The sequence below is a fragment of the Alteromonas sp. CI.11.F.A3 genome, from assembly GCF_032925565.1.
In the GTDB taxonomy this organism is placed as follows: Bacteria; Pseudomonadota; Gammaproteobacteria; order Enterobacterales; family Alteromonadaceae; genus Alteromonas.
The window spans coordinates 630,184-647,984 of sequence record NZ_CP136708.1 but is presented as its reverse complement, the minus strand read 5'-3'; the positions used below and the strand labels follow the sequence as shown (position 1 = coordinate 647,984).

The window sequence follows — 17,801 nt, the reverse complement described above, 5'->3', positions numbered from 1 at the left end:
AATCTTGTGCAGTTAAAAAGCGTAAGGTTAAATAGATTTTCATTCTTTCATACGAGGCCTCTCTATTGTGTATAAGGTTGTAACCCCTAAAAGCGATACTGAATTCGAAGCCTATTTTCATTTTCGCTGGGCTCACCTTCGCCAGCCATGGAACTTTCCTCCTGGTTCAGAGAAAGATGAGTATGAACAAGTGGCAGAGCATCGCACCATAGTGAACGGTAAAGGCGAAATTGTTGCCTGTGGCCGCGTGCATTTAAATACTGCTGAAGAAGCACAAATTCGTCATATTGCCGTACACCCTGATTATCTGCGTAAAGGGCTTGGGCAGATGATAATGGACGCTTTAGAGAACGTGGCGAAAGAATTGGGAGCTATACGCGCGGTGACCAACAGCCGAGAAGTTTCTATCGACTTTTTCAGTTCATGCGGCTTCGTTGTTGAACGTGAAGCGCCTAACGAATTAGGCATGCTAAGACGCCAGCAAATGGTGAAAAAGCTCACTGAAAATAACACCTTAGTGCTGCATCCCAAATGGTGTAAATCGTTACAGCAAACCTGGACTGATACCATTCCCATTACTGAACATATGGGTATTAAATTATACCAATACACAGGCAGAACATTAGAAACCCGAGCGTCACTTAATAAGAATATTAATGTTCACGGCACTATGTTTGCCGGCAGTATTTTTTCGTTAGCCACATTAACTGGCTGGGGAATGATTTACTTACAACTCAAAGAGCGTGGACTAACAGGCGATATTGTATTGGGCGACGGCGATATTCACTATCATAAGCCCATTACTATGAAGCCTCGTGCAATCTGTAATATAGAAACCTTATCGGGCAAATTTAAGCCTTTAGAAAAAGGTGAGAAAGCGCGATTTGCTTTGAACGTAGATATCTTGGATGGCGATAATGCCGTGGCAGAGTTTGAAGGGGTGTTTTGGGTGCTTCCAGAGCAAACTGAGGCCTAACGAGCAAAGGTATATTATTCGCTGTTTTTTACTTTCGTAAATGAAATATAAAAAATACAAAAAAAGCGCCAATAGGCGCTTTTTTTAATTATGTTTGCTTAGCTTAGGCGCTCACTTACGCGACCATGGCAGCTTGAAGCTTTTTCATCGCGTTCTTTTCAATTTGACGAACACGTTCAGCAGATACTTCGTACTTATCAGCAAGATCTTGAAGTGTAATTTTGCTGTCAGCCAACCAACGAGTTTCGATAATATCTTGGCTTCTATCATCTAGTGTCTTAATGGCTGAGTACAAACGCTTGCTCGCATTAGTATCCCAATCGTTATTAATAACGTCCATTTCAACATCAGTTGATTTATCTTCAAGAAATTGAACCGGTGCAAAGTTGCCCGTTTCGTCTTCGTCAGCAGAAAGATCGAATGCTTGATCTTGGCTGCTCATTCGCGCTTCCATTTGAAGCACTTCTTTCGTACTCACACCCAGCTCGCTGGCTACCGTTTGCACTTCTTCGTGGGTAAACCAACCAAGACGCTTTTTCGCTTTACGTAAGTTGAAGAACAATTTACGTTGCGCTTTTGTAGTAGCAACTTTAACAATACGCCAGTTCTTAAGTACGAACTCATGAATTTCAGCTTTGATCCAATGTACGGCAAAAGAAACCAAACGAACGCCCACTGTTGGGTCGAAACGCTTAACCGCTTTCATTAAACCAATATTACCTTCTTGGATAAGATCAGCTTGTGGCAAACCATATCCAGAATAAGATTTTGCAATATGCACAACAAAGCGTAGATGAGACATAACCAGCTTACGTGCTGCTTCTAAATCTTCATCTTCACGAAGACGCACCGCTAATGCGCGCTCTTCTTCTGCAGTTAGCATATCAATACGACTTACAGCTTGTACGTAGCCTTCAATGCTACCGCTGTGAGGAACTGATAGTGCTAGGGATTGCAATTTATTGCTCATTATTCACCTCATTCTTTGCAACTTGATATTAGCAAAGTAACATCAGCCGCGCGAGACTTAATTGCGATGAGAAACTAAACCAGTTATTGGTATGTAGTATCCATCTTCTAAAGATCAAGACCACAATTGCAAAAAACAGTTCAATTAGTGTCTATCTCTTTCCAAATCACTTAAGCATTGTAAAACGAAGTTATGATTACGCTACAACGCTCAATAAATATCACCGAAAGCTTCGAAGAAAAATAAGTGCTACTCCAGAGGAAACAGCTTATCGAAGCAGATATTCACGATATATGCCTATTATACATTCAAAATGTATATAAAACATGCCATTCATCTTTCAAAAAGTTATATCAAACTTAAATTCGGTCGTATTCTTGTCATGTATCAACAAAACTATTTTAGCCGCTCTTTAATACGCAGACTCTTACAATTTTTCGATTGCTAGCATCGCTTTTTTACTTACAATAAGATATAAAATTTATGCCTTAAAAGCGCTCGGCACTATAATAAAAAAATTAAATAATAAAATAATAATAAAATTTTCATTTTAACGACTTCAATCGCGTTTTTACGCGGCGAGAGCAAAGAGGCACTCGATGTTCGCATACGTAGCAAGACAACCCATATTCGACGTAAATAGGAACGTTTACGCTTACGAATTACTTTTTCGAATAGGGGAAGACAATTGCTTTCCAGATATTCCGCCCGATGAGGCCACCTCAAAAATTTTAACGTCTACGCATTTAAGCTTAGGTATTGAAGAAATAACAGGTGATAAAAAAGCATTCATTAATTTCCACCGCGATACCTTGATGTACCGATTCCCTACCTCGTTAGATGCTAGCAAAGTGGTTATTGAAATTGTTGAAACCGTTGAGGTAGATGATGCACTTATTGCCGCGTGCAAACATATTCGAGGGTTAGGTTACCCCATTGCACTTGATGATTATGATATGGAAGAGAAGTGGGACGCTTTCGTTCCTTTTACCAGTATCGTTAAAATAGACATTACTGAAATTGCTCACGACACTATTCCTTCATTAATTAAACGCTTCAAATCGCACAACATCGATCTTGTGGCCGAAAAAATTGAAACCTACGAAGAGTTTCACAAGTTTAAGGAAATGGGCTTCGACTATTTTCAAGGTTACTTCCTAGCTAAACCAGAAATTGTTCGTCATCGTAAATTAGGCCCTAGCGCGCTTACCATGATGGAGCTACTTACATTAAGTAGCCAACCCAAGCTAAATTTTGATGAAGTGAATCGCATTATTGAGCGCGATCCTTCCCTCACCTATTTGCTATTACGCTTCATCAATAATCCGCTTATTAATAAGCGAAATAAAATTACATCCCTCAAGCATGCGCTTAACTTTATGGGCGAAGTTGAAGTTAAGAAGTTTATCGCGTTGCTTGCATTGGCTAATCTGAATGACGGCCAGCCTCAAGAATTGATGCAGATGGCTCTTGTGCGGGCAAAATTTTGTGAGCTTGTGTTTATCTCTTTTAAAGAACGAGAAAATCCACTTACCGGCTTTTTAACCGGTCTTTTGTCTATGCTTGATGCCATGATGGAACAACATATCGACGAATTGGTTAGCAAGGTACCTATTAGCGATAATGTAAAAGATGCGCTTTGTGGTGAGCCTGGCGTATTGAAAGACTGTCTTACCTTGGCGAAGTATTTTGAAAGGGCGAACTGGGCAGGTATTAAGAAATTTTCCGGTAAATACAAAATTCAGCAAACTCTGCTTCATGGTTACTATAATGAAGCGATGAAATGGGCCCACCACGTACATGTTTCAGCGCAGGTAGAGAAAAAGTAATTCAAGAATGTACGTTCATTAATACGACTTGCAAAATGTAATGCGCAAATTAACGCGATTTTCGTAAATGCATGTTATGGTGGTGTAAATTACAGTAATATTCGTTGATGATTGTTCAACGTGCTAGTAGGGAACTTGTATGTTCGCGTTTATCGCTCGCCAACCGATTTTGGATAAAACAAAGGATGTATTTGCTTACGAACTTTTGTTTCGAGATGGCAAGGCTGGCGCGTACCCCGAGCATTCTCCTGAAAAAGCGCAATATATTTCTGAACACTTTCATCCACTAGGGCTAGATGATATTAGCGGTGAAAAGACCTCTTTTATTAACTTTTCATCTGAAACCATTATTTCTCGCTTCCCTACCACACTGAACCCAGAGTCGGTTGTGGTTGAATTGGCTGATAACCCTTTTGCTCAAACGGGCTTGTTAGAAGCTTGCCAGCACATAAAGCGCCTTGGCTTTCGTATTGCTATTGACGATCCTATGATGCTTAGTGCTAAGCATGAAATTCTGCCCCTTGTTGATATCGTAAAAGTAGATCTCTCGCAAATTCGTTTCGAAAACATAGAGAAGAATATTCCAAGATACCTAGATGCCAACGTTAAACTCGTAGCCGAACAAGTAGATACACAAGATCAATTTGCGACCAGTGTGGACCTTGGGTTTGATTTGTTCCAAGGCTATTTCTTTGCCCAGCCAGAAGCACGCATACTGCGTCAATTACCTGCGTCGAAAATGAATATTGTCGACCTTATTGGCGAGTGTTCAAACGATAGTTTTGATATTGATAGAGTTAGCCAAATTGTTGAGCGTGATGCCGCACTAAGCTACCTATTGCTTAAATTTATCAATAACCCATTGATTAATAAGCGCCACAAAATAACCTCACTGAAACACGCCCTTAATTATATGGGTGAAGTAGAGGTAAAGAAATTTATCGCGCTACTTAGCCTTACTAATTTAGGTGATGATAAGCCGTTAGAGATTATTCATATGTCTTTGGTTAGGGCCAAGTTTTTCGATTTGTTGTCGGCCAAGCGTGGCTTAAAAGCGAACCCACCTATCGGCTTTTTAGTAGGGTTGTTTTCGTTATTAGATGCGTTATTAGATCAGTCCATAGAAGATGTGCTTAAACAACTCCCGCTATCAGAAGACTTAAATGACGCTATCTTAGGCAAGACGCCTGAATTCAACAGTTACATGAGCCTAGTTCGCGCTTTTGAAGGTGCGCTGTGGATGAACGTGATTAAACAGGCAAAAGTATTAGATATTGACCAAAAGCAGCTTCATATCCTTTATAACCAAGCGATTGTGTGGGGTAACGGTGTGAGAAGCGCTATTTCTACGCACTTCCCACGCGCTCCCGTTCAAAGCTAGGCCTATCAAAGCTAGTCAGTAAGATAACGCTTATTTTGGTTCAATTTGTCTTACATGGCGTTGCACTGAAATAAGCGAGCCCAGCAACCCTAATGTAATAGATAGCCCCAGCATCGTTAATAACGCTGTACCTGTCAGGCCTGTGATATTAAAGTCTTTTTGATACATGGCGGCAAAGGTCTCAATACTGCTATCCATCCACCATAGAATAATGATGACGGCAAACCATGCCATTAGCCCGCCTAGTAAGCCGTACCAAAAACCGGTATATAGAAATGGACGGTGAATAAAGGCATCGGTTGCCCCTACTAGCTTCATTACGACTATTTCATCGTGCTTATTAAGAATGTTCAGTCGAATAGTGTTGCCAATAATCAGCACCACAGCGAAGAACAATAGAATACCAATAAAGGTGACAAGGTCGCTGGCAATATCAATAACTGCATACAAGCGCTCTAACCATTCTATATCTAACTTACCTATATCAACCTCACGCTGCTGCTTTAGCTTATCAAGTAGCGTTTTAGCGGCATTCGGCGTGGCATGCTTATCTATGGGTGTCACTAACACAACATCGGGTAGCGGGTTACTTTGCAAATACGCAATCGCATCGCCTAACCCTGATAAATGCTGAAACTCTTTTAACGCATCATCTGCAGGTATAAACACCACAGAATCAATTTCTTCCCATGTATTTAACCTAGCAACCAATTGCTGCGAATTAGCGGCTGAAATATTCGGTTTCAGAAACAGGGATATCTCTGAGGCTTGTTCCCACCCAGCGGTAATTTTCTCGGTATTTTTAACCATAATATAAAGCGTGCTAGGAAGGGTAATACTTAAGCCCAACACGCCAATGGTCATCAGTGAAGCAGCAGGCTGGCGCCATAATTCACCTAAGCTTGAAAGGGCTTGCCTAACATGGCTTACGAAGAACATCACAATAGATTGCACAAACCCTACTTTCCTAGACGACGCGCCTTGGCTTCTACCTTTAAATAGAATACTCATTGCCAGTTCCCATTTAAGTCATCGGTTAGCCCGTCGGTAATCATCTGGCCGTCTTTCAACGTCAGTGTGCGATATTTCATTCGAGCAATTAGCCCTAAATCATGGGTAGCGATGAACACAGATACACCGGCTTGGTTGAAATCTTCAAACAAGCGAATAATTTCCATAGAAAGCTTAGGGTCGAGGTTTCCGGTAGGCTCATCGGCAAGAAGTAAGGGAGGCTTATTCACTACAGCGCGGGCTATACCAACCCGCTGTTGTTCGCCGCCTGATAACATAATGGGTAAATTACGGCTTTTATCTCGTAGCCCTACCATTTCCAGTGCAGCATCGACACGTTTGCCAATTTCCTTGTGAGTGTACCCTTCTATCACAAGTGGTAACGCCACGTTGTCGAAAACCGACTTGTCCATCAACAATTGATGACTTTGAAAAATCATGCCTATATCGCGACGGATGTAGGCAATATCTCTTCGGCTAATAGCATTTAGATCATGACCGTTAATCAATACACGACCTACCGTGGGGCGTTCCATAATACTGATAAGTTTAAGCAGCGTACTTTTACCAGCGCCAGAGTGGCCAGTAAGAAAAGCCATTTCTCCAGGGGCAATGTGAAAGTCGACTTTACTCAGCGCCCGTTGTCCGCCGGGGTAGGTTTTGCTTACTTGCTCAAACTTTATCATGCATGTTCCCTACTACCCTATTCTCGTCATTAGCTATTAATGCTGTCTACTCGCCGCTATCAATTTCACTGAATAGCGCATCAATAAATTCTTGGCCGTCGAACTGGCGTAAGTCATCAATGCCTTCACCAACGCCTATATATCTGATAGGTATACCAAATTTATCGGCAATTGAGAAGATAACACCACCTTTTGCGGTACCGTCTAGTTTAGTAAGGGTAATACCGGTTAAGCCAACCGCCTGATTGAATAACTTCGCTTGGCTAATAGCATTTTGCCCTGTACCCGCATCGAGGGTAAGCATGACTTCGTGAGGGGCGTTAGGGTTCAGCTTTTTCATCACGCGAACCACTTTCTTAAGCTCTTCCATCAAGTTGTCTTTATTCTGCAAACGACCTGCGGTATCCGCGATAAGAATATCTGTTTTACGGGATTTTGCTGCTTCTAGCGCATCGTAAAGTACTGACGCACTGTCCGCACCCGTATGCTGTGCAATAACCGGAATGCTGTTTCGCTCACCCCATACCTGCAATTGCTCTACAGCAGCAGCCCTAAAGGTATCACCCGCTGCCAGCATCACTTTTTTGCCTTGCTGTTGAAACTGTTTAGCCAATTTACCGATGGTGGTAGTTTTACCTACCCCATTTACGCCAACCATGAGAATAACGAAGGGACCTTCTTCGCTATTGTGAGCGTTAATGGCATCGCTCAGTGGTTCATTAACCTTTGAGAGCATGCCCGCCATTTGCTGTTTCAAAATATCTAGCAAGGCCTCTGCGTCTTTAAGATCTTTACGGCTTGCACTATCCGTTAAGTGGGTAATGATTTTTTGCGTGGTATCCATTCCCACATCAGCAACCAATAATTGGGTTTCTAAATCTTCGTATAATTCATCATCAATTGCCTTGCCTTTGAAAAGGCTAACTAGGCCGCTACCTAAGTTTGCTTTAGTGCGAGACAAGCTTTCTTTAAGGCGCGAGAATAGTGATTTTTTCTCTTTCGGGGCTGGCGTTGTCTCAACTTCAGGCTCGCTGACGACTTCGGCTGCTTCTGCTTCTGCTTCTGCTTCTGCTTCTGCTTCTGCTTCTGCTTCTGCTTCTGCTTCTGCTTCTGCTTCTGCTTCTGCTTCTGCTTCTGCTTCTAAAACGCTAGCCGCTTGAGTAGGAAGTTCAACAGTAGGCGCTTCACTTTCTTTTTTTGATTCAAGATCTTGAACTGGCGCTTCAAGTGACTCTTCGGCATTTTCATTGTCAGTTACTGACGCTGGCGAATTTGTTTCATCGGCTATTTCAACTGTATCTAACTTGTCTGGTACCACACTTACTGGCGTAGCGTCTGCTTTCTCGACAGATACTGGCACCGGCTCGTCTGCCACTGGTGATGCGCTTTCTGCTGAATCGCTCTCAGATGTGTCTGTTGAAACGCTCTGGGCTGTTTCGGGTAGCACGCTATTGGCAGTTTCTGCTTGCTCGCTCTGGACAGTTTCAGCTTGCTCGCTCTGGGCAGTTTCAGCTTGCTCGCTCTGGGCAGTTCCCGATAACTCGCTACCGGCAGTGTCATTGACCACTGGCTCGGCAGTGCTATGTGGCTGCTCGGCGTCTGAAGTTTGTGATTCATCAGGTAAAACTGCGCTTTGATCAACTGACTTTTGATCTTGGTTTTCCTGTGCTTTTTGCTTATTTGCTTTTTTGTTCTTACCGAACCAGCCAAAAAGTTTCGACATTGTTAAGACAAATCCTTATAAATACTGGGCAATTTCGGCTACACTTGCCGAATATTGAATAACCCCATGATACCATTGTCAGCGACTATGAAGCGAGTTTCTCGCCCACTCAGGGCATCTTCAACTGCAAAAAAATCTCATTCTACCCACGCAAAAGCGAAAGGCGGACATATTCGCATTATCAGCGGTCAATGGCGGGGAAGAAAGTTACCGGTTCTCGACGCAGAAGGTTTACGGCCCACCACCGACCGAAATAAAGAAACCTTATTCAATTGGCTTATGCCTTATTTGAATGAAGCAAAGTGCTTAGATGTATTTGCAGGCTCTGGGGGCTTGGGACTAGAAGCGCTGTCACGCTATGCCCTTTCTTGTGATTTTATTGAATTAGATAAATCGGCAAGTGCACAGTTGAAAAAGAATTTGGCGTTGTTGACGGCTAATAATGCACAAACTGCTAGCGTCCATCAGGGCGATGCCTTAGCAATACTCCCTACCTTTTCAGGTAAAAGCTTCGATATTATGTTTGTCGATCCGCCTTTTAACAAAGGGTTAGTAGCACCAACGTTATCGGCTATTGCCACTAATAACTTATTGTCAAATGACGGGGTGTTATACGTAGAGCACGAAGCGAACCTAGCGCCTATTTCCCTGCCGGAGCACTGGCAAATTATAAAAGAAAAGCGCACATCGGCGCTTTGCTATTATTTGATAAAGGCTGTGTAGTAAACCCCGTGTCACTCGAAAAATGCGTTAAGCCCTCACTACGAGAACATTAAGCCAAATCGAGACCGATATTCGAAATACCTTCTTCTAGCGCAATCGCTTTTAGCGCATCAGCCGTGCTAGCAGGAGACTTTCCAGCTTCCACACAGTCAAGCAACGCTTCTTGCACTGCTACTTCAAACACCATTAGTGGGTGCTCTTTTACGGTTTCATCATCGGCTTCGCCACTTTCTAACAAGTAAGCTTCTACGCTACCTTGAGAAAGCTTGCTAACAACCACCGCGCCTTGTGGGTCGTCGCCTGCAATAAGATTAAGCACAGCGGCCAACCCAATTGCGGCATCAATAGCAGGATACACACCGTAGGTATCAAAGTCGCTAGTATCGGGCGTCGCCACTTCCACTTTTTCAAGCTGTACTGCAAGATTGAACTTACTTTTAGGTGCTTTTACCGACTCCCATACAAGATTGAGACAGTTACGAATACCTTCTTTGTCACCGAATTCGGTAACTTCACAGAACAGCTCGTAATTAGGGATCATTCTCTCAAGCAAAGCTGCACTAAAGGCAACCGCTTTGAATCCTTCAAGCGCGCGCACACGCCCAAATGTATTAAGTTTTTGCTTTGCCATTAATTAGCTCCGGTGGCATGCATAAAGTATTGAGTAGCACCATCAAGAAGCATTTGAATGGCTATCATGACGAGGATCATCCCCATAAGTCGTTCCATAGCAATAAGGCCACGTTCACCTAATAGCTTATGAAACACATTTGAAAACATCAAAATTACTGCACTTATCAACCATGAGGCGCCAAGCGCGAGTGCCCAGTCAGACATACGATCTGGGTTTTGGTTTGCCAGAAGAATGAGCGCCGCTAATGTTGAGGGCCCTGCAATCATTGGTATAGCCAGCGGCACCAAAAATGGCTCTTCGCCAACGGCAAGCCCACTAGGGTTACCTGCTGACGGAAAAATCATTTTAAGCGCAATCAAAAATAAGATAATACCCCCAGCAATGCTGACCGTTTCTTGTTCAACATTGAGGAAATTTAACACCGACTGACCACTAAATAGGAATAAAAACAAAATTCCTAATGCAAACAGCAACTCTCTGATAAGAATCATTTGCCGTCTTCGGGGTTCTATCGACTTTAAAACCGACATGAACACAGGCAAATTGCCAAGAGGATCCATGATCAAGAATAACATGACGGCTGCTGACCAAGTATCCATTTTTTCCTATTCTCCAATAGCTTGCTGGTGATAACCGACAGCAAGAATATTTTTTATAATACCATTTTCTGCATTGTACAAAAAAGCATTCGTAATTTGTCAATTTTAGGCTTAAATATTAACTATAACGCTTTGAAACTGTTACGGACAAAAATACATCTAGTGCAAAGCTGTAAAATTAAGCTATTCTCATATTTCTGTATTGAGTCATTTTATCAATAATATGTACCTCAATAATTGAGCGCACCGAGCTATTACAGCGGTAGCTGCGCTTACAACGAGAGTAAATTTAAAAACAAAATAACGTTGGGAACCAGCAGAATGAGTTTGATGACTGTAAAAGAAGTAGCGGCCTATTTAGGTGTTCAGGAAGTGAGAGTAGAACGCTTGGAAAGAGAAAGTTTATTGGTGGCAAAAGAAAAAGACACTGACGGTAATGCCTTGTTTGATAGCGCAGATGTAGAGCGTTACAAAGTGCTTGCTGAGCGCTTAGGCGGTATTTAATTACCCGCAAACATTTATCTGTACAGATAAACTGAATTAAGTGATGTCGCCACCTTAGGGTGGCGACATCCGTTTACGACTTATTTAAAGTCTTGAAGCATTCTTGCAATGCTTCGGATTCCCTTGGCTGTTGCACCTACTGGCATTTCTGCCGTTGCGCCGCCATGATAAGCCGCCGCTAAATCTAAGTGCACCCATCCTTTTCCTTCAGGGTTTACAAAGCGTGATAAGAAGCCTGCCGCATTAGATGCACCGCCACCACCGCCGCCTTTCATAGGTCGGCTGTTAGCGGTATCTGCAAAGGCAGATGGACAACGGTCGGCATGAAAAGGTTCGATAGGCAATGGCCAAAAACGCTCATTTTCAGCGCTTGCAGCCGCAAGCATTTGTGAACGTGCACTGTCATCCATTGAAAATACGGCGTGATAGTCAGAACCTAGCGCCACCATTGCTGCCCCCGTCAAAGTGGCCGCATCTATAATTAATGGCGCGCCAGTTTCTGTTGCCGCCATTAAGCCATCAGCCAATACCAAACGTCCTTCCGCATCGGTATTGACGACTTCTACAGTCACGCCGTTTTTATAGGTAAGTACATCACCCAATTTATAAGCATGGCCACTAATTAAGTTTTCTGCACAGCATAAAATGAGCTTTAAACGCTTAGTAATACCTTGGCTAATGGCAAGGCCTAGTGCGCCGGTTACGGTAGCTGCGCCGCCCATATCACATTTCATATCAAGCATACCTTCACTTGATTTAATGCTGTAACCACCACTGTCGAAAGTTATCCCCTTCCCTACTAGAACCGCTTCAACAGGCGCATCAGGATCACCGGTTGGGTTGTAATCAAGCTCTAACATCACAGGTGGGCGTTCACTGCCTCTGCCTACGTTATAAATACCTGTCCAACCCGCGTCTTTTAATTCTTCACCTACGGTCATGGTATAAGACACATGCTCTTTACCTAAATCAGACAACCAAACTGCTGCACGCTGCGCTAAGGTTTCAGGGCTTAAATCTTCTGGTGTGTCGTTCACTAACTGACGGGTAAATAGCAAGGCTGCATAGTTCTGCTCTAGCCACGGCTTATCGTCGTTATCTGCCCACTTGATAGTTGAAGGGTTGCGAGCTCGGGTGAAACTTAACGCGAAAGCCCATTGTTGTTCTTTGGTCCACTTGCCCGTTAAGGCTACTTCGGGAATATTTAATCCATCAAGCTTACGCGCGACTTGTTGAATTGTGCGCTCAAGCGCGCCACTATCGCCATTTGGCAAGTGGATGACTGCGCCGTTTTCACTAAAAGAGAGCTTAGTATTTTCTCCCCACGCACTATTGGCTTTATCTGAGGATAAGCTTACGGTAAATTCTGCCATTACGTTTTAATCCTTATATATTTTTGCGTTTCATTGCTGGGGTAGATGTTTAGTTCTAGCAACGCAATGCATGTAAATTTATGTCGTTATAGGCCTATTGTTATGTTTTTTTCGCCATCACTACTACGTGGCACCTTAATTAAACGCTATAAACGGTTTCTTGCCGACGTAGAACTTGAAGACGGCTCAATAGTCACTGCACATTGCCCTAATACGGGGGCGATGACAGGGTGCGCCGAACCTGGCTACACCGTCTATTTGAGCGAATCTGACAATCCTAAGCGAAAGTTAAAATATACCTGGGAGCTTGCCCAAACCTTTGAAGGCGATTTCATTGGCATTAACACTCACAATGCTAATAAATTGGTGGCAGAGGCACTAAATAACAAGGTCTTGTCTGCATTTTCTGATATTAATCATTGGAAAGCTGAAGTAACACCGCCTGGTGGTAATAGTCGTTTCGACTTTGCCTGCGGTCAAGGTGACACCCTTGAGTATATTGAGGTGAAATCTGTCACTCTGGCGCGGGGAAACCAAGGCTATTTTCCCGATGCAGTCACCGCTAGAGGTGCAAAACATTGTTTAGAACTTGCAGAACTCTCTCAACAAGGTATAAGTACCTGCTTATTATTTTGTGTTCAGCATACGGGCGTGCATTCTGTACAAGTAGCGCGAGATATTGATCCTGTTTACGCCGACGCCGTAAACACCGCGGTCGCATCAGGAGTCAAGTTTCTCGCAGCAAGCTGTTCAATTGATGAACAAAAAATAGTTATAAATCAAACACTACCAGTAAACGTGTGAAAAATAGGTTGATTTTTTTCATTTCGCCTTCATATTTGCGCCTTGTTTTACTGGAAGTACGTGAAATACGTAAACTAGTAACAGTGCTGACTTATAATCAATATCCTCAGCATAATAATTACATAGACACGAGCAATTGCTTGTAATGAACGGCTTTGATTTAGTTAATCGATTCATTCAGGACAAGATGGATGTCGTAGTGTAGGAGATGTGGCAGATGCCAACAGGTAAAGAAACAAAATCCCTAGGGCTATTAGCACTAGCAGGATTACAGCCGTACCAGGCTACCGCTGACGAAGAGTACATGGGCGAGCCGCAAATGGAGCACTTCCGTTTACTGCTTAAAGCATGGCGCAACCAACTTCGTGAAGAAGTTGACCGCACCGTTACGCACATGAAAGACGAAGCAGCAAACTTTCCAGACCCGGTAGACCGCGCTGCGCAAGAAGAAGAGTTCAGCCTTGAATTACGTACTCGCGACCGCGAACGTAAATTGATCAAGAAGATTGAGAAGACGCTTAAGCGTATTGAAGAAGATGACTTTGGTTTTTGTGACCAATGTGGCATTGAAATCGGTATTCGTCGCTTAGAGGCTCGTCCTACTGCCGATCTGTGTATCGACTGTAAGACCATGGCAGAAATCAAAGAAAAGCAACTACAGGGTTAATAAACCTACGTAGTAAGTTACACGCCTCATAGTATTTACTATAGAGGTGTGTAACAGTATTTCTATTCATGCCATCTAAAATCGACTCCTCACTTCAATATGTCGGCCGCTTCGCGCCTTCGCCGTCCGGTCAACTTCATTTCGGCTCTTTAGTTACCGCGCTCGCTAGCTACCTAGATGCACGTCATCGCAATGGGCAATGGTTAGTTCGAATGGAAGACATTGACGCACCCCGATGTTTACCTGGTGTCGACAGCGACATTTTGAGTACCCTTGAATGCCATGGCCTTCACTGGGATGGTACCGTTTTATATCAACAACAGCAGCATGCAAGGTATCAGGCAAAACTTGATAGCCTACTAGCAGACAAATCAGCCTATTTTTGTGCCTGTACTCGCAAACAAATAAAAGCAAACGGCGGGCACGATAACCACTATTGTCGAGACCTAGGCCTAACCGCTCAGGCAGTGCCTGAATTAGCATCGGATACCCGTAGCTTAGCAATACGATTAAAGCTTGATTGCCACTTAGATGCCTTCGATGACGGTATTATGGGCAGTGTTGATAAAACAGGGGCGCTATCAGTAGTCAATTCTGTAGCCCATTCAACACCATCTGGCTTAGTCGAAGCAAAACAACACAGAGTCAAACGCAGTTTCAATAGTAACAGCAACGATAATTCGATAGGCGCAAGCGAAGTAAACCCGTTAAGCAAAGCACCAGAAGATGTAGTGATTAAGCGCAGCGATGGCCTTTTCGCCTATAATTTTGTCGTAGCGTTAGACGATGAATATCAGGGTGTAACAGACATTATTCGAGGCAGCGACCTTTTAGATGTCACCCCGCTGCAACGCGCTGTTTATCATTCATTGGGCTGCAATGTGCCACAATATGGGCATATTCCGGTTGCTGCAGTGTCACCAGGGCGAAAGCTGAGTAAACAAAACCATGCTGCGCCCATTAACAACAAAAATGTGCTTGAAAATATCGTTAATGGCCTGTCTTTTTTAGGCCAAGGTAACTATCACGCTAACGAATTTGAAAATGCCGCACAACTGCTTACTATGGCAATATCACGCTGGGATAGGAAATTAGTACCTAAAATAGCCGAAATTATTGTGGGCAAGCGCGAATCCACTTATTATAGCCATCCTTTATAACCTTCGGAGACTTCACCATCATTCATCGTGTTTTCAATTCTGTTAAGCGAGCCTTTACTAAGGAACATACCGCTGACAATGTACTAGAGCCTCGTGTTATGACTCGTGGGGAGCACGGCATCTCTCGCGAAGACGTGAGCCCTAATGCGTTGAAAGTCATGTATCGCCTTAACGGAGCAGGCTTCGAGTCTTATTTGGTCGGAGGTTGTGTTCGCGATATTTTGATGGGGCATAAGCCCAAGGACTTTGATGTGGCCACCAATGCCACACCGGAACAAATTAAAGGGCTGTTTAGAAATTGCCGTTTGATTGGCCGTCGTTTCAGACTAGCCCACATTGTTTTTGGTCGTGAAGTGATAGAAGTAGCAACCTTCCGTGGCCATCACACCGAAGAGCCTGAAGCGAAAGAAGTACCGAAGAACAAAGCAGTGTCAAAACGAGATGCCCACGGACAACTGGTTAGAGATAATGTTTTTGGCAGCATTGAAGAAGATGCCGAACGCCGCGATTTCACATTCAATGCCATGTACTACAGTGTGGCTGATTTCACCGTAAAAGATTTTGCGAATGGCCTAGAAGCGATTGAAAAGCGTGAAGTACGTTTAATTGGCGATCCTGAAGTGCGTTATCGTGAAGATCCGGTTCGCATGCTTCGTGCTGTGCGTTTCGCGACTAAGCTTTCAATGCGTATAAGCGATGACACCGCAGCACCTATTAAGCAGCTAGCGAGCTTGCTAAATAATATTCCAGCCGCTCGACTCTTCGAAGAAACCTTAAAGCTGTTCTTATCTGGTCAAGGTGAGAAAACCTTTATGATGCTTCGTGAGTACGGCTTGATTGCACCGTTGTTTCCGCAACTTGCACCGTTTATCGAAGATAAAAATAGTCGTGAAATGCAGTTTGTACGAAAAGTACTGCAAAATACCGATGAAAGAATCAACAACGAGCAACGCGTTACACCTGCATTTTTATATGCTGCATTGCTCTGGTATCCGCTAGAAGAGCGCGCACAAATTATGCAGGCAGAGTCTGGATTAAGCGCGCATGATGCATTCAACCTTGCGTCAACTGAAGTGATTGCGAAACAGACGCAACGCATTATGATCCCTAAGCGTTTCTCCACGGTTATTCGCGACATTTGGATTTTACAGCAACGCCTTCCTAAGCGTTTTGGCCGTCGTGCCTTTCAGCTGTTAACCCATCCTAAATTTCGTGCCGGTTACGATTTCCTGCTTGTTCGCGGGCAAGTTGAAGGCGGAGCCCTATTGGAACTAGCCCAGTGGTGGACACATTTTCAGCATGGCGAACCTGGCAAGCAAAAGAAAATGTTAAACGACCTACGTCGCCAAGAGGGTGATGGCCCCAAACCAAGAAAGCGTAAACGCCGCCCAGCATCGAGAAATACCGATGCATAAAGAGCACGTCTATATTGGTATTGGTAGTAATTTGGGCGACCCTGTACAACACGTTGAAGATGCTTTTATCGCATTAGGTTTACTTGAAGGCACTCGCGTACTTACCTGTTCGTCGCTGTATTCCAGTAAGCCCATGGGGCCGCAAGACCAACCCGATTATATTAACGCAGTATGCTTGATTGAAACGACCCTAGAGCCTCATAAGCTACTTGGTGAGTTACAGCGAACTGAGCATGACTTTGGCCGAGAACGTAAAGGACAACGCTGGGGCGCGAGAACCCTAGATTTGGACATATTACTTTACGGCAGCCAAACTATTTCTGCGCCTGATCTTACCGTGCCACATATTGGCATGTCTGAACGGGAATTTGTGTTAGTTCCTCTGTTTGAAATAGCCCAATCTATGGTTATGCCCGACGGAAAACCTATTTCACACTGGGTTGCTAAGTGCTCGCTTGATGGTCTTAAACGCCTGCGCGCTTCCATTTAGCTTCAAAATCCGTATAGTTCGCCCCATTATTCTTTCCCTGGAAGGTTGCTATGAAGAAAATTACCGTTTCTGGCTTGCTTAAAAAGAAGCAAGCTGGCGAAAAAATTACCTCACTAACAGCTTACGATGCCAGCTTTGCAAAAATGTTTGATGAGCAAGGTATTGATGCACTGCTGATTGGCGATTCGCTCGGCATGGTGCTTCAGGGAGAAAGCGACACCTTACCGGTAACGATTGAAGACATTGAATATCATACCCGTAGCGTAAGACGAGGTACAGAACGTGCCTTCGTATTAGCTGATATGCCGTTTATGTCCTACGCCACCCCAGAACAAACGTATGCGAACGCGGGCAAACTTATGGCTGCTGGTGCAAGCATGATTAAAATGGAAGGTGGAAGCTGGTTATGCGAGACCATTCAGGGTTTGAATTTGCGCGGCGTGCCTGTATGTGGTCATTTAGGGCTCACGCCTCAATCGGTACATGTGTTTGGTGGATTTAAAATACAGGGCCGCGAGGCAGACAAAGCAGAAAAACTGCTAGCAGAAGCTAAAGCGCTTGAAGCGGCAGGTATTCAGCTACTTGTGCTAGAGTGCGTACCGTCTTCATTAGGTAAGGCCGTAAGCGAAGCGCTAACCATACCAGTAATTGGTATTGGCGCAGGAAACGATACAGATGGCCAGATACTGGTGATGCATGACATGTTTGGTATTAGCGCCAATTACATGCCGAAGTTTTCAAAAAACTACCTTGCCGAGACGGGCGATATGCGCAAGGCAGTTCAGCAGTATATTGCAGAAGTACAAAGTGGTGCATTCCCGTCCCCCGAGCACAGCTTTGAGTAACGAGGTTTAAA

General features: G+C 43.9%; 18 protein-coding genes. 11 read left to right on the top strand and 7 right to left on the bottom strand.

Annotated features, from left to right (window positions below):
• Positions 1-67: 67 nt before the first annotated feature.
• Complete coding sequence (locus R1T43_RS02825) at positions 68-976, top strand: bifunctional GNAT family N-acetyltransferase/thioesterase (RefSeq protein ID WP_317352649.1); 909 nt, start codon at positions 68-70, stop codon at positions 974-976.
• 115 nt (positions 977-1,091) lie between these two features.
• Here R1T43_RS02825 and rpoH read toward each other — a convergent pair whose 3' ends face one another.
• A complete protein-coding gene (rpoH, locus tag R1T43_RS02820) occupies positions 1,092-1,946 on the bottom strand; it encodes an RNA polymerase sigma factor RpoH (RefSeq protein WP_013786286.1) in 855 nt (284 codons plus the stop codon).
• Positions 1,947-2,545: 599 nt separating this feature from the next.
• Between rpoH and R1T43_RS02815 the strand changes: the two genes are divergently transcribed.
• Both R1T43_RS02815 and R1T43_RS02810 read left to right on the top strand, forming a co-directional pair.
• Positions 2,546-3,775 carry an EAL and HDOD domain-containing protein gene (locus R1T43_RS02815; RefSeq protein WP_317352646.1) on the top strand — a complete coding sequence of 410 codons (1,230 nt, stop codon included), beginning with the start codon at positions 2,546-2,548 and terminating at the stop codon, positions 3,773-3,775.
• A 139-nt stretch (positions 3,776-3,914) separates the two neighbouring features.
• A complete protein-coding gene (locus R1T43_RS02810) occupies positions 3,915-5,156 on the top strand; it encodes an EAL and HDOD domain-containing protein (RefSeq protein ID WP_211071925.1) in 1,242 nt (413 codons plus the stop codon).
• A gap of 30 nt (positions 5,157-5,186) precedes the next feature.
• Here the strand turns inward: R1T43_RS02810 and ftsX are convergent, their stop codons facing one another.
• Genes ftsX through ftsY form a run of 3 tightly spaced genes read right to left on the bottom strand, consistent with a single transcriptional unit; the run spans position 5,187 to position 8,576 of the window.
• Positions 5,187-6,167: a permease-like cell division protein FtsX gene (ftsX, locus tag R1T43_RS02805; protein WP_211071924.1), complete on the bottom strand. Its 981-nt coding sequence runs from the start codon at positions 6,165-6,167 to the stop codon at positions 5,187-5,189.
• Positions 6,164-6,853 (bottom strand): cell division ATP-binding protein FtsE, encoded by a 690-nt coding sequence (ftsE, locus tag R1T43_RS02800; protein WP_013786290.1) that lies wholly within the window; start codon positions 6,851-6,853, stop codon positions 6,164-6,166. Before ftsE ends, ftsX begins: the two co-directional genes overlap by 4 nt.
• 46 nt (positions 6,854-6,899) lie before the next feature.
• Positions 6,900-8,576, bottom strand: coding sequence for a signal recognition particle-docking protein FtsY (ftsY, locus tag R1T43_RS02795; RefSeq protein WP_317352639.1), 1,677 nt, complete (start codon positions 8,574-8,576; stop codon positions 6,900-6,902).
• Between the two features lie 66 nt (positions 8,577-8,642).
• On the opposite strand from ftsY, the gene rsmD reads away from it, so the two are divergent.
• The gene (gene rsmD / locus R1T43_RS02790; RefSeq protein ID WP_211071922.1) at positions 8,643-9,299 is read left to right on the top strand and encodes a 16S rRNA (guanine(966)-N(2))-methyltransferase RsmD; all 657 of its coding nucleotides are present in this window, start codon (positions 8,643-8,645) and stop codon (positions 9,297-9,299) included.
• Between the two features lie 49 nt (positions 9,300-9,348).
• Here rsmD and R1T43_RS02785 read toward each other — a convergent pair whose 3' ends face one another.
• Entirely contained in the window at positions 9,349-9,930 is a 582-nt protein-coding gene (locus R1T43_RS02785; protein ID WP_211071921.1) for a YjaG family protein, read from the bottom strand.
• On the bottom strand, positions 9,930-10,532 hold the full coding sequence (locus R1T43_RS02780) for a YhgN family NAAT transporter (RefSeq protein ID WP_211071920.1): 603 nt from the start codon (positions 10,530-10,532) through the stop codon (positions 9,930-9,932). The genes R1T43_RS02785 and R1T43_RS02780 overlap by 1 nt, the downstream gene beginning before the upstream one ends.
• 321 nt (positions 10,533-10,853) lie before the next feature.
• Here R1T43_RS02780 and R1T43_RS02775 point away from each other — a divergent pair, with 321 nt between their 5' ends.
• Positions 10,854-11,036: a MerR family transcriptional regulator gene (locus tag R1T43_RS02775; protein WP_013786295.1), complete on the top strand. Its 183-nt coding sequence runs from the start codon at positions 10,854-10,856 to the stop codon at positions 11,034-11,036.
• Positions 11,037-11,116: 80 nt separating this feature from the next.
• Here the strand turns inward: R1T43_RS02775 and pepB are convergent, their stop codons facing one another.
• A complete protein-coding gene (gene pepB, locus R1T43_RS02770; RefSeq protein WP_317352633.1) occupies positions 11,117-12,409 on the bottom strand; it encodes an aminopeptidase PepB in 1,293 nt (430 codons plus the stop codon).
• A gap of 102 nt (positions 12,410-12,511) precedes the next feature.
• On the opposite strand from pepB, the gene sfsA reads away from it, so the two are divergent.
• The 6 genes from sfsA (at position 12,512) to panB (ending at position 17,790) form a co-directional block, all read left to right on the top strand.
• Positions 12,512-13,213: a DNA/RNA nuclease SfsA gene (sfsA, locus tag R1T43_RS02765; RefSeq protein ID WP_317352631.1), complete on the top strand. Its 702-nt coding sequence runs from the start codon at positions 12,512-12,514 to the stop codon at positions 13,211-13,213.
• A gap of 217 nt (positions 13,214-13,430) precedes the next feature.
• On the top strand, positions 13,431-13,880 hold the full coding sequence (dksA, locus tag R1T43_RS02760) for an RNA polymerase-binding protein DksA (RefSeq protein WP_013786299.1): 450 nt from the start codon (positions 13,431-13,433) through the stop codon (positions 13,878-13,880).
• A gap of 68 nt (positions 13,881-13,948) precedes the next feature.
• Positions 13,949-15,040, top strand: coding sequence for a tRNA glutamyl-Q(34) synthetase GluQRS (gluQRS, locus tag R1T43_RS02755; protein WP_317352628.1), 1,092 nt, complete (start codon positions 13,949-13,951; stop codon positions 15,038-15,040).
• 98 nt (positions 15,041-15,138) lie between these two features.
• Positions 15,139-16,455 carry a polynucleotide adenylyltransferase PcnB gene (gene pcnB / locus R1T43_RS02750; protein WP_317352626.1) on the top strand — a complete coding sequence of 439 codons (1,317 nt, stop codon included), beginning with the start codon at positions 15,139-15,141 and terminating at the stop codon, positions 16,453-16,455.
• Positions 16,448-16,945, top strand: coding sequence for a 2-amino-4-hydroxy-6-hydroxymethyldihydropteridine diphosphokinase (gene folK, locus R1T43_RS02745; RefSeq protein WP_211072193.1), 498 nt, complete (start codon positions 16,448-16,450; stop codon positions 16,943-16,945). Before pcnB ends, folK begins: the two co-directional genes overlap by 8 nt.
• Before the next feature lie 50 nt (positions 16,946-16,995).
• Positions 16,996-17,790, top strand: coding sequence for a 3-methyl-2-oxobutanoate hydroxymethyltransferase (panB, locus tag R1T43_RS02740; RefSeq protein WP_061997979.1), 795 nt, complete (start codon positions 16,996-16,998; stop codon positions 17,788-17,790).
• Positions 17,791-17,801: the final 11 nt, after the last annotated feature.

Excerpts from the sequence above, each read along its gene's own strand:
- ftsY (WP_317352639.1), bottom strand. The coding sequence starts at position 8,576 with ATGTCGAAACTTTTTGGCTGGTTCGGTAAGAACAAAAAAGCAAATAAG.
- ftsE (WP_013786290.1), bottom strand. The coding sequence starts at position 6,853 with ATGATAAAGTTTGAGCAAGTAAGCAAAACCTACCCCGGCGGACAACGG.
- R1T43_RS02810 (WP_211071925.1), top strand. The coding sequence starts at position 3,915 with ATGTTCGCGTTTATCGCTCGCCAACCGATTTTGGATAAAACAAAGGAT.
- pepB (WP_317352633.1), bottom strand. The coding sequence starts at position 12,409 with ATGGCAGAATTTACCGTAAGCTTATCCTCAGATAAAGCCAATAGTGCG.
- rsmD (WP_211071922.1), top strand. The coding sequence starts at position 8,643 with ATGATACCATTGTCAGCGACTATGAAGCGAGTTTCTCGCCCACTCAGG.
- R1T43_RS02785 (WP_211071921.1), bottom strand. The coding sequence starts at position 9,930 with ATGGCAAAGCAAAAACTTAATACATTTGGGCGTGTGCGCGCGCTTGAA.
- dksA (WP_013786299.1), top strand. The coding sequence starts at position 13,431 with ATGCCAACAGGTAAAGAAACAAAATCCCTAGGGCTATTAGCACTAGCA.
- R1T43_RS02815 (WP_317352646.1), top strand. The coding sequence starts at position 2,546 with ATGTTCGCATACGTAGCAAGACAACCCATATTCGACGTAAATAGGAAC.
- sfsA (WP_317352631.1), top strand. The coding sequence starts at position 12,512 with ATGTTTTTTTCGCCATCACTACTACGTGGCACCTTAATTAAACGCTAT.
- ftsX (WP_211071924.1), bottom strand. The coding sequence starts at position 6,167 with ATGAGTATTCTATTTAAAGGTAGAAGCCAAGGCGCGTCGTCTAGGAAA.
- R1T43_RS02775 (WP_013786295.1), top strand. The coding sequence starts at position 10,854 with ATGAGTTTGATGACTGTAAAAGAAGTAGCGGCCTATTTAGGTGTTCAG.
- panB (WP_061997979.1), top strand. The coding sequence starts at position 16,996 with ATGAAGAAAATTACCGTTTCTGGCTTGCTTAAAAAGAAGCAAGCTGGC.
- pcnB (WP_317352626.1), top strand. The coding sequence starts at position 15,139 with ATGACTCGTGGGGAGCACGGCATCTCTCGCGAAGACGTGAGCCCTAAT.
- folK (WP_211072193.1), top strand. The coding sequence starts at position 16,448 with ATGCATAAAGAGCACGTCTATATTGGTATTGGTAGTAATTTGGGCGAC.
- rpoH (WP_013786286.1), bottom strand. The coding sequence starts at position 1,946 with ATGAGCAATAAATTGCAATCCCTAGCACTATCAGTTCCTCACAGCGGT.
- R1T43_RS02780 (WP_211071920.1), bottom strand. The coding sequence starts at position 10,532 with ATGGATACTTGGTCAGCAGCCGTCATGTTATTCTTGATCATGGATCCT.
- gluQRS (WP_317352628.1), top strand. The coding sequence starts at position 13,949 with ATGCCATCTAAAATCGACTCCTCACTTCAATATGTCGGCCGCTTCGCG.